Below are 11,915 nucleotides of genomic sequence, written 5' to 3' on the forward strand. Positions count from 1 at the left end.
GGAATTTTTTGGTTCTCATTTACAGCCATTTTAGTTGTAAGGAATTATTAATTTTTTTATTTAAAGGTTCATTACCTAGGCTCCAAAAGGTCAAATATATTTCCATACAAATCTTCAAAAAGTGCCTCTACACCCCATGGCTGCTCCTTGGGTTCACTCAAAAATTTTACTCCTTTTGAGCGTAAGGTCTCGAAGGTCTTCCTACAATCATTTGTTTCAAGAACCCATGTGGTTCCCTGTCCAATACGTTCAGACAATTTTTTTGCTCCTTCTTCACCGTGCATGGAAGGTTCAGGTTTCTGAAGAACTATTTCCAACTCCTGTTGTCCTTTTGGTGCCACTGTCAACCAGCGAACACCTGGACCAAAAGTAACATCAGCACGTTTTTCAAACCCTAATTTCTCAGTATAGAAACGAAGAGCTTCCTCTTGGTCTTTCACAAGAATGGTAACACGTATCAGTCTGTCAATCATGTCATTCCCTGCCCCTTTCTTTAATTAAAATCATTTCATCTGAATCGTCATCTCAAATACCCCATGGGTAATCAGAATATATGATTGGATATAGGAAATCTTTTCTTAAACTGATATGTTTTTTCGACAACAACCAACATATTCCTTCTTCAAACTAGCATAAAATGCACTTAATCTTCGGGCATTCATTCGCTATGCAAACTTGTGAATGCTCCCACCGTCTCAAGCAGGAAGGCTTCCTGCTTTTTTTCCAACTGCCTATATTTATGATAAAGAAATGGGAGACTTCTAGCAGAGTATATTAAACTCGATTAAGAATTAAGATTCGGATTAAGATTAAAATTGAGATTAGTTTGATTAATACCTCTTCCTTATCGTAGGTTCCACCGTTAATCCCTCTGGTGTGATCTCAACCCATATTCCTCCCTGCTCATCGGTCCGATAAACCCTGACGTTCTGGCGGTCTAATCGTTCCAGAACCTCTGAAGTGGGGTGACCGTACCGATTTTTTTCCCCGACAGAAATAACGGCAATTTCCGGGGAAATGACGGATAGAAATTTCTCGCCGGTTGAACCTTTGCTTCCATGGTGTCCGACCTTTAATACATCTATCGGAGGGAGTTTCTCATTCATCATTAACAACTCTTCGCCATCCATCTCCAGATCACCGGTGAACAAAACCCGCTTTCCATAGGCATCAAGAAGTAAAACAACCGATTGGGAATTTTCAGATAATCGGGAAGAGTTTAAACCAGATGCATCATCCAAAGGGTTTAACACCCACCACCTGATATTCTTATTCACCTGCCACGCATCCCCTGATTTCAGGGGAATAATGGGCACATTCATTTGAGTCGCCTTATTCAATAATGCTTCCTCCAATGACGCATACTCCACCTTCTCCCCATATAACACCCGATCCACTCTATACTTTTCCACTACATCTAGGAGGCCCTGAATGTGATCGGTATCCCCATGGGAGGGAAAAACTCCATTGACCCTCTTGACCCCTCTGTATTCCAGATAAGGAATAATCACATCTTCCCCTGTAGAAAATGGGTCCCGCCGCTTCATCCACCTCTCTTTCTTGCCAAAAGCCATCACACCTCCGCCATCGATCACATAAACAACCTCTCCCGGCATCTGAACAACCGCAGCATCCCCCTGTCCCACATCGGCAAATAATATGGTGACCCTTTCTCCATCCGTTGGGAAATATCCAAAAATGAATAGTAGACTCAATCCCATGATCATTACGGTGGCGGCTCCCCTAAAAACGATTTTCCTCCTTTTCAAAACGGATGAATAACAGAATAAATATAGAAGACCGATGACGAATAGCAGATAAAGGGTCAGCCAGATCAAAGAAGGTCTTCCCCAGATGAACAGAACCGCCTGACCCTTTGTGTCTGCCCAAGCCAGCAAATCATTTATTTTTCCGATTAACCATCCATTAAAGAGAGTTCCCAACGTCACTAAGGCCGGATGAATCAGGCTGACTAATAAAGTAAAAAAACCAAGCGGAATCACAAGGAGGGAAAATATTGGGACAATCATCAGGTTAATCAACCATGAGAAAAGTGATACCTTGAAAAAATAATAGATCGTGAAGGGGAATGAAAACAGCTGGGTCACAAACGTGACTGCAAGCAAATATCTAAACCAGGCCCTCCCCCACTTGATTCGTTCAGCAAGCGGCGGAACCCACCAGATGATTCCCAAGGTGATGATAAAAGAAAGCTGAAAGCCCACATTCCACAAATAGTGCGGATTCCATAGAAGCATCATGAAAAAAGCAAATGCCAAACTGTTTAATCCGTCCGGTCGATAGGAAAATCTTTGAACGGTGTAACCAACGATCCCCATCATCCCTGCCCGAATGGCAGAAGGGGCCGCTCCCGTAAATAAAACATAGACAGGAATCAACAGGACAGTAAGCCAATAGGTACCCTCTTTACTTAACCCTACCCAGCGTCCAATGGCAATACTTGCACCCATGACAATTCCCACATGGAGCCCGGAAATAGCCAATAAATGCAAAATTCCCAAATTCCGATAATCCTCTTCCAACTCCGCAGACACGGCTTTTCTTTCACCAAGAATCATCGCTTTTAAGACTGAGGCTGCTTCACCCGAAGCAGTACTGACCGAATTTCCGGAATATAGAGTATCCAGTTGAGCAATCCATCGATTTTTCCATCGATCCAAAAATCGAAGCGGGTTTCTCGATGTCCGAACAATTTCAATGTCACTGATGTTTTTCACTTTGGCGATCACATCAATATGCTGTCCCTTCAGGAACTGCCGATAATCAAAGGCGCCAGGGTTCCTTGCTTCCGAAGGAAGGTTTAGGGTTCCCCTTATTTTTAACCATGTCCCTTTTTCCCATTGATTAAGTATGGGTATCTCGCTTTCCCTTTTTAAATAGAGGTTGACCAGCACTTTTCCATCAACCTTAATTGATGTGATTCTCTTCGCCTGTTTAGAAATTATTTCATCATTTTGTTCAGGGCCTCCTTTATGAGATTGTGCAAATGTTCCTCCATCTGATTGGTTGTTTAACTGTACAGAGGTTGTTTTTATAGTAAAACTGATCTTGTCTCCGTCCCGCTGCGGGTAGGAAACTACTCTCCCCTCCAACCAAACGTCCTTCTCTCCATCAACAACCCACTCATCCAGAGGAGTATTCACCCATTTCAGATGAAATCCCATATACATATTCCCCAGAAGAAAAAAGAACAACAAGAAAAGAAATCCCCTGCTTTTTCTTCTTAGGAAGCTAACGTTCCATTTTGGGCTATCCTGATATCCTATTATAATCTCCCGATTCAAAGCATCAGTTTGTCTAGTTGAAGACAGCAGCATAACGCAGGCTGTATTCAACAGCAAAAATACAATCAATAAGAATTGTAACATGAAAGAAACGGGAAAGCGGGAATACAGGAATAAGCCCAAGGAAAAAGCGATGCTGCCTGCCAAAATTGGCCTGGACATCAATCGTCTAGACATAAAAACACATCTCCTCATTTCAGAGATGTGTTTCCATTTCGATAAAAAATTGCCATTTCCTGCATCATTCGATTTTTTTAGTCAATAATGGTATTAACGATTTCCTGTGGAGGAATATAGTTTTCCAGTTGCCGAAAATGGATTCCCTTTTGTGCCATCAATCTCTTCACCTTCTCCTCATCCTTCTTATAGGAGCGGTGATAAACAATTTCTTTCACCCCGCTGTTGGCCAGCATATTGGCACAGGTCCAGCAGGGTTGGTCGGTGACGTAGACCGTGGCTCCTTCCCGGTCTTCCCGGTCAGTAAATAACAACAGATTCTGTTCGGCATGAATCGTGCGGATACAGCGTTCTTTTTTCTCGCCGTTCTCTTCATATGCAACAACCAAACAGCCATCTTCATAACAATCCCGTACTCCCATGGGAGCACCATTATAAGAACTGCCAAGCAGCATCTTGTTTTTACACATAATCGCTCCCACATGCCTTCGCGGGCAAGTGGCCCTTGTCGAGGCCATATAAGCCATATCCATGAAATAGTGATCCCAAGACTTTCTCATATTCTCCTCCTGGTATTTTTTCATCATCCTTTTTTAAAGCAACTGTACCTTTCACTGGGACGAAAATACTGTTATGATAGGAAGGTGAATCATTTTTCCCTATCATATATCAAAATGACATGCAGTAAAAGTTCATTTTATTTGTATGGACTAAAACTATATAGACGGAATTAAAGAATTCACTAAGGACAGCCTTCGAGTTCGTACTTAAGCGGTGAGGCTAAAGAACGGGAATTAGCCCTCAAACTGACTCCACCCTTGAAATACCTAGGTGTTTTTGAGGGCTCCGTTCTTTAGTCTTGAAGCGAACTTGAATCACTTCTCGATTGAACTCGACAAGCAGACGTGTGAATTTTTAATTCCACATCTATAAAGTACTTCATAAAAAAGTTTCTTCGGCTAAAGGAGTTTTAAGATGTGCGGATTTGTCACCTTGTTTAATAAAAATCAACAACCGGTCAATCCTGATTTGTTAAAGAAAATGACAGACATGATCATGCACCGCGGTCCGGATGATGAAGGTTTTTATTTTTCCGACCATGTAGGGCTGGGATTTCGACGATTAAGCATCATTGATCTGGAAGGGGGGCATCAACCCCTCACCAATGAAACCGAAGATATTTGGATGGTCTTTAATGGTGAAATATACAATTACAAAGAGTTAAGATCCTGGTTGATGGATAAGGGTCATCAATTCAATACAGATTCTGACTCAGAAACCATCATTCACTTGTACGAAGAGTTGGGTGAAGAGACGCCAACTCGACTGCGAGGAATGTTTGCCTTCGTGATTTGGGATAAGCGAACCCATACCCTGTTTGGTGCTAGGGATCATTTCGGGATCAAACCACTATATTGGGCGGAAACCTCATCTTCCTACGCCTTTGCATCTGAAATTAAAAGTATCATGGAACTTGAAGGAGTAAACCAACAAATTAATCCAACGTCATTGGTCCATTATCTTACCTTTCAATATACTCCTGACCCTGAAACGATGTTTTCCAATGTCCATAAGATTCCACCGGGTCATTTCTTTGCCATTCAACACGGTTCTCTAAAAATAAAGCCTTACTGGGAAGTTCGCTTTGCTCCGGATGAAAGTAAACCCTTCTCTTATTTTGTGGAAAAAACGAGGGATATCTTAACGGAATCCGTAGAAAAACACCGCATGAGCGATGTGCCCAGGGGTGCATTTTTATCTAGCGGTGTTGACTCCACAACCATTGTCGCCCTTCTTAGGCAGTACGAAGACGTCAAAACATTCTCTGTTGGTTTTGATATTCCAGGTTACAGTGAATTGGATTATGCCCGCCGCTCGGCTAATTATCTTGGAACCCAACATCATGAAGTCACCATTAACGCCAAGCAGTATCTGGACAAACTTCCGCAATTGGTTTGGCATCAGGATGATCCCGTGGCCGATCCCTCGGCCATTGCCTTATATTTTGTTGCCGAATTAGCCAGCAAATATATTACGGTGGTATTGTCGGGAGAAGGAGCCGATGAATTTTTTGGCGGGTATAATATTTACAGGGAACCCGAATCTCTCAAAATATTTTCTACCTTGCCCAGTTGGCTAAGATCGGGATTGGGTCAAGCGGCCAAAATCCTTCCTGCAGGTGTAAAAGGACGAAATTTCCTGATAAGAGGCTCAAAATCGGTTGAGGAAAGGTTCTTTGGAAATGCCTTTCTCTTCTCCGAGGAGTTAAAACAATCAGTATTATCTCCAAATTTTCCTTACCCACTACATTCACCCATGGAGATTACCAAACCATACTATGATCAAGTCCAATCCTATGATGATACCACCAAGATGCAGTACATTGACATTCATACTTGGCTCCCTGGAAATATCCTGATGAAAGCGGATAAAATGACAATGGCCAATTCCCTGGAGTTGCGGGTTCCTTTTATTGACCCTGAAGTTTTCCAATTTGCCTCGTCCATTCCGGTAAGATATAAAATTGCCAATGGCACCACAAAGTTTGTACTGAGGGAAGCGATGAAGGATCTAATTCCTGAAGAAATTCACATGAGAAGAAAGCTGGGATTCCCTGTACCCACGCGGGTCTGGCTGAAAAATGAATTCTACAGCTGGGCGAAGGAATTAATTTATGATTCTAAAGCTGGACATCTTATTAATAAATCGTACTTGTTTTATCTGTTGGATGAACACAAAGAAGAGAGAGCTGATCATAGCCGCAAAATTTGGGCGGTACTCATATTTCTCCTGTGGCACCAAATTTATGTGGAAAAAGCGATTTCCTTTCAACCCTATGTCAGCCCATTAATTTCAGAAAGGGAAAGCAGAAAGGAAAATAGGAAAGAGATCACAATCGGATCATAGCCGGCACTTGATTTCCACTGAAAAAGCAACCATTTTTTCTGCCACTAAACAGGGAATGGTTGCTTTTTACATAATCTACATAGACGGAATTAAAGATTTATTCGGACAGCCTTCGAGTTCGTACGAAGCGGACCGGATCTGAATCACTTCCTGACGAACTCGACTATCGGATGAGTAAATCTTTAATTCCAGATCTATACTACATTCATTGAGTAGTGAAAACAATTACCTAACTTTATGGTAGATTAGCTTCTTTTATTACGGGTCATCACGTCAAAGATTACCGCTAAGGCCAATACGCCACCCCGAATGATATACTGATAGGAGATGCCGACTCCGAGCAAGTTCATACCGTTGGATAAGGAAGCCATTACGAGTGCACCTACAATCGCTCCCGTTACTTTACCGACTCCGCCTGCAGCGGATACTCCACCGACAAACGCGGCCGCAATGGCGTCAAGTTCGAACAATGTACCTGCTGTTGTTGTTGCAGATTGCAAACGGGCAGTGAATAAAATGCCGGAGAGTGCCGAAAGCATCCCCATGGAACCGAAAACGATGTACGTTATTTTTTTGACATTGATTCCGCTTAAATGTGCCGCTTCTGGATTGCTTCCCATAGCGTAAATATGTCTGCCAAGCACCGTCCTTGTTGTAATAAAGTGATAGATAGCAACAACCAGTAGCGTAATGATAACCGTCCAGGAAAACCCGTTATACCCTGCAAGAATCCATGTAATATAAGCTATGATCGATGAAACAAATACTAATTTAATAATAAATATCCCTCTAGACATTACTTCAAATTGATACTTGAGTTTATTTTTACGTTTGGATATTTCACTGATAATATACAACACGATACTCAACCCGCCCAAGATCAAAGAGAGCAGATTCAACCCATTCACTTGCACAATGGAAGGGATATATCCATTACCAAGCGCATTAAACGATTCATCCTTGATGATAATCGTTCCGGTTTTTTCCGTTACTTGAAGAAGAGCTCCTCTAAAAATGAGCCATCCCGCTAACGTAGCGACAAAGGAAGGGATCCCGATCTGAGCGATTAGCAAGCCATTGAATAGGCCGATAATGATACCAAGTACAAGAACGATCGGTACTGTCACATAAGTCGGCAGACCCATCTGTGTAAGAAGAATTGCAGCAATCGCTCCCATGAATCCGGCTAAAAATCCAACGGATAGATCGATATGCCGGATCACAATAACAATCGTCATGCCGACAGCCAATACAGCAATATATCCGGTTGCATCCAGAAGATTGCTTATGTTGCGGGATGAAATGAAAAGTCCATCCGTCAGGATCGAAAAAGTAAGTATGATGACGAATAGGGCGATATACATCCCATATTCACGAATATTTACTTTGAGTAATGACTTTGCTTCATTAAAGAAATTTATAGGCGTCTTTTTTTCTGAAGTAAAGTTCATGAGGTTCCCTCCTATTGGGTGGCAAGGTTCATTATTTTTTCTTGATCGGCCTCGTCTATCGACAATTCGCCTTTAATCTCGCCTTCAGCCATGACATACACGCGGTCACTCATCCCCAGCACCTCGCCAAGTTCTGATGAAATCATGATAATACTCATGCCTTCGCTGATTAGTTTATTCATGATCGTATAAATTTCGAATTTAGCTCCCACGTCTATGCCTCGTGTAGGTTCATCCAAGATTAACAGCTTCGGTCCAAGGAACAACCACTTGGCCAATGATACTTTTTGTTGATTACCACCACTCAAGTTGCCAACAATTTGTTCCACTGAAGACGCTTTAATGTTCATTGACTCTTTATATCCATTTGAGATTTTTATTTCTTCGTTATCATTAATAATTCCATTGATAGAAATGTCATGCAGATTCGCCACAGATATATTGTTTTTAATATCCCGAATCAAAAACAGCCCATTTCCCTTTCGATCCTCCGTGACATATGCAATGCCTGCTTTGATCGCTTCACTGGGGCGTTTGAATACGCAAGGAACCCCATCCAAAAATAATTCGCCTTGTAGTTTATAAGACTTGGAATTTCCGAAAATGCTTAACGCAAGTTCCGTTCGTCCTGAACCCATTAAGCCGGCGATGCCGACGATTTCTCCCTTTTTAACATGAAGATGAATATTTTTTAGGACTTGTCGTCCTAGTTGAGCATCGTAGGCGGACCAATTGTGAAGTTCCAGCACTTTATCGCCAAAATTTTTGTTTGTTCTCTTAGGATAAATATCATCGATTTCTCGGCCAACCATGTTCTTGATAATGACGCTCTCAGAAATTTCGCTTTTGTCGGCGTCCAATGTGCAAATCGTTCGGCCATCGCGCAACACAGTCACTTTATCCGCAATTGAAATCACTTCTTTCAGCTTGTGCGAAATCATGATACAAGTAATACCCTGATTTTTTAACTCGGTCAGCAGATGGAGCAGATTCTCACTCTCGTTCTCATTGAGTGCCGCTGTCGGCTCGTCTAGAATGAGCAACTTTACGTTTTTGCTTAAGGCTTTGGCGATCTCCACCAATTGTTGTTTACCCACGCCCAAATCTTTAATCAACATTTCCGGATTCACATTTAACTTCACTTTTTGCAACATTTGTTTGGCTTGTACAATCGTATGGTTCCAGTCTATGAATGCGCCACGCTTCACTTCATTACCGACAAATATATTTTCGTATATCGTAAGGTCCGGAAATAACGCCAGCTCTTGGTATATGATACCAATGCCTACCTTTACGCTGTCGCTGATTTTGTTGAACTTTTGCACATTGCCTTCGAACACGATGTCCCCCTGATACGATCCGTAGGGATATACCCCGCTGAGCACCTTCATTAACGTGGATTTCCCTGCACCATTTTCGCCGACTAAGCAATGGATCTCGCCTTTTTTCACCTTGAAATTTACGTTGGTGAGCGCCTTAACCCCCGTAAACTCCTTGGAAATCTGATTCATCTCCAAAATATATTCGCTCATCTTGCTGTCCCCCCTTGACTAAACAACGTTTATAATTGCGGAGTAATGATAGCAGATCTATCAATACTCCGCACCTTGCTTATGCTTATTTGTTATTCCAGTCCAGTGAAGTCACTCGCTTGGTAATAACCCGAATCTATTATTTCTTTCTTCACGTTGTTTTTGTCAACGACAATCACATCTGTTTGCTTTGCTTTCACATCGATCTTGCCATTGTTGTAAGAACCCGTCGTTTCAGGAGTTTTTCCGTCGAGGATGGATACGGCCATACCCATGGCATCTTTAACGAGTGTACGAACATCTTTGAAGACCGTCATCGATTGTTTGCCGTCGATGATGTACTGTATCGAAGCCTTCTCCGCATCTTGCCCGGTTACGACATAGCTTGTTATCGCACTGTCGGATGCAAATACGTCTGCGATCGCACGTGCGGTGCCGTCATTCGGTGCCAGGATGGCAACGTCGCCTTTCATGTCTGCTGCTGCAGCCGTTAAATGTGTTTGCGCCTTGTTTTTCGCTTCATTGGGATCCCAGTTGGTCGTCACTTGACCAATAATTTTACTTAATTGATCGCGGGATAGCTCAGCTGTATCTTGCAAAGCGACAGCTTCGCTGGAGTTGGCGACCTTAAACGTTCCGTCTGCGATTTTAGGCTGAAGTACGCTCCACGCACCTTGGAAGAACAAGAATGCGTTATTATCAGAAGCAGCTCCAGCATACAAGTATAACGGTACCCCTGTACCTTTTGTGTTATCGATCAAATATTGTGCTTGGGCTTCACCTACCGCAAAGCTGTCGAAGGTAACGTAGTAATCCACCGCATCCGTATCTGTGATCAAACGGTCGTAAGCAATAACTGTGATCCCTTCTTTTTTGGCAGCTTCTGCCGCAGCGGCAGCTGCAGCGCCGTCTTGCGGAGTAATAATCAACACTTTAATTCCTTTGCTAATCAAAGTTTCAACATTTTCTTTTTCTTTAGCAGGAGAACCTTGGCTGAACAAAATTTCGGTCGTATACTTTGTTCCCTCCAAAGCTTCTTTAAATCTTTGTTCATCCTGTACCCAACGCGGCTCATCTTTGGTAGGCAATACAATGCCGACGCTTACTCCGCTGCCGGTTCCTCCGTCACTGCTTCTCCCGTTACTGCTTTCTCCGCTGCAGGCTGACAGAACAAAAGCAATCATCATGACACCTAGCAGAAGAGTAAACCTTTTTAAACTCTTTTTCACTTTTAACCCCTCTTTCTTACACATGGTTATATAATTCAGCTTGCCTGACACGTTCAAGCCTTAAAATAATTTTATCTGTGATTCTCCATTCGGACACTAGACAGGTTTTTGTGATGATAGAATATTTTTGTAAAATTCTTAAAACAAAAAGTCTCAAGTTGTTCATTCTGTACTATTTTAAGGACAAAAAAATACAGGCTGCTGTCAGCCTGTGTATATAGACGGAACTAAAATAGTCATTCATTTTTGAGATTCCGATAAACTTCGTCACGACGATGAAAACCATCCTTAATGATCGTTTCATCTATGTTATCTTTATCAACCGCTATCGGTTCCAAAAAATAATAGGGTATATCATATTTGCCGTCAAAAATTGTAGTAGATATGTCCAGTTTCTCTCCTTTGGCCAGTTTAATCGCCAATTCTGCTGTCGCCCTCGCTAACTGATCGATAGGTTTATAGACAGTCATCAACTGGGATCCTTCGACGATTCGCTGACTGGCCGCCAAGTCCGCGTCTTGTCCCACCACCTTAGTCTTCCCCGCCAGTCTATACTCAGCCAATGCTCTGATCGCTCCCCCGGCCAATCCGTCATTACCGGCCAAGATGGCATCAATCTTCGTTCTCTGTTGCAATAGAACATCGGTTATTCGGAAAGCCCTTTCAATGAGCCAGTCATCAGCCCATTCCTCAGCAATTATCTTTATGTCACCGCTTTCAATTTTTGAATTCAACACTTTGCTGTATCCTTCCTTGACTAACCTGGTATTATTGTCCGTTTTGGCTCCGTTTATAATAAGATAGTTTCCTTCAGGTACTGCTTCCAATAGATGACGGGCCATCAACTCTCCTACTTTTTCGTTATCAAAGGAAATATACAAGTCTACATTTGACTTCAGAACCAGTCTGTCATATGAAATCACTTTGACTCCCTCTTTCTGAGCCATTTGTACAGCCGCCGCCGCCCTTTGCAAATCATTGGGTACGATAATTAACACATCAATATTTTGGTCCAATAAATATCTTACCTGTTTTAACTGGTCTTCATCATCATTATTGGCATTTTGAACAATGATGTCTGCCCCAAGTTCTCTGACCATGGCCATGAGAATGTCTCTGTCTTTGATCCACCGTTCTTCCTTCAACGTTCCCAGAGAAAAGCCAATTTTTATGCCGGTGTCGGAGCCATTACTGCCTTCGCTTGCCTGATCAGCTTTGACATCGAGATAGATATTGGCACCCAAAAATACGAGCATAATCAACAGAATACCAGTCAGGATCCCGATTAGCATCCTTCTTGTAGTTACTTTCATT

8 protein-coding genes are annotated in these 11,915 nt (G+C 42.4%); 1 reads left to right on the forward strand and 7 read right to left on the reverse strand.

The window, feature by feature from the left end; genetic code table 11:
• Positions 1–71: 71 nt before the first annotated feature.
• From L1765_RS02595 to L1765_RS02605, 3 genes are all read right to left on the reverse strand, one after another.
• Entirely contained in the window at positions 72–473 is a 402-nt protein-coding gene (locus L1765_RS02595) for a VOC family protein (RefSeq protein ID WP_236404416.1), read from the reverse strand.
• Between the two features lie 357 nt (positions 474–830).
• Positions 831–3,482 (reverse strand): DNA internalization-related competence protein ComEC/Rec2, encoded by a 2,652-nt coding sequence (locus L1765_RS02600; RefSeq protein ID WP_236404417.1) that lies wholly within the window; start codon positions 3,480–3,482, stop codon positions 831–833.
• 77 nt (positions 3,483–3,559) lie between these two features.
• The gene (locus L1765_RS02605) at positions 3,560–4,042 is read right to left on the reverse strand and encodes a deoxycytidylate deaminase (protein WP_236404418.1); all 483 of its coding nucleotides are present in this window, start codon (positions 4,040–4,042) and stop codon (positions 3,560–3,562) included.
• A 415-nt stretch (positions 4,043–4,457) separates the two neighbouring features.
• Between L1765_RS02605 and asnB the strand changes: the two genes are divergently transcribed.
• Positions 4,458–6,389 (forward strand): asparagine synthase (glutamine-hydrolyzing), encoded by a 1,932-nt coding sequence (asnB, locus tag L1765_RS02610; RefSeq protein WP_236404419.1) that lies wholly within the window; start codon positions 4,458–4,460, stop codon positions 6,387–6,389.
• A 245-nt stretch (positions 6,390–6,634) separates the two neighbouring features.
• On the opposite strand, the gene L1765_RS02615 is transcribed toward asnB, so the two are convergent.
• The 4 genes from L1765_RS02615 to L1765_RS02630 form a co-directional block, all read right to left on the reverse strand.
• Positions 6,635–7,810 carry a sugar ABC transporter permease gene (locus L1765_RS02615; RefSeq protein WP_236404505.1) on the reverse strand — a complete coding sequence of 392 codons (1,176 nt, stop codon included), beginning with the start codon at positions 7,808–7,810 and terminating at the stop codon, positions 6,635–6,637.
• 41 nt (positions 7,811–7,851) lie between these two features.
• Positions 7,852–9,372: a sugar ABC transporter ATP-binding protein gene (locus L1765_RS02620; RefSeq protein ID WP_236404420.1), complete on the reverse strand. Its 1,521-nt coding sequence runs from the start codon at positions 9,370–9,372 to the stop codon at positions 7,852–7,854.
• 92 nt (positions 9,373–9,464) lie between these two features.
• A complete protein-coding gene (locus L1765_RS02625; RefSeq protein ID WP_268928657.1) occupies positions 9,465–10,625 on the reverse strand; it encodes a sugar ABC transporter substrate-binding protein in 1,161 nt (386 codons plus the stop codon).
• 212 nt (positions 10,626–10,837) lie between these two features.
• Positions 10,838–11,914: a sugar ABC transporter substrate-binding protein gene (locus L1765_RS02630; protein ID WP_236404422.1), complete on the reverse strand. Its 1,077-nt coding sequence runs from the start codon at positions 11,912–11,914 to the stop codon at positions 10,838–10,840.
• Position 11,915: the final 1 nt, after the last annotated feature.

The sequence above is a fragment of the Microaerobacter geothermalis genome (assembly GCF_021608135.1).
Taxonomy (GTDB): domain Bacteria; phylum Bacillota; class Bacilli; order DSM-22679; family DSM-22679; genus Microaerobacter; species Microaerobacter geothermalis.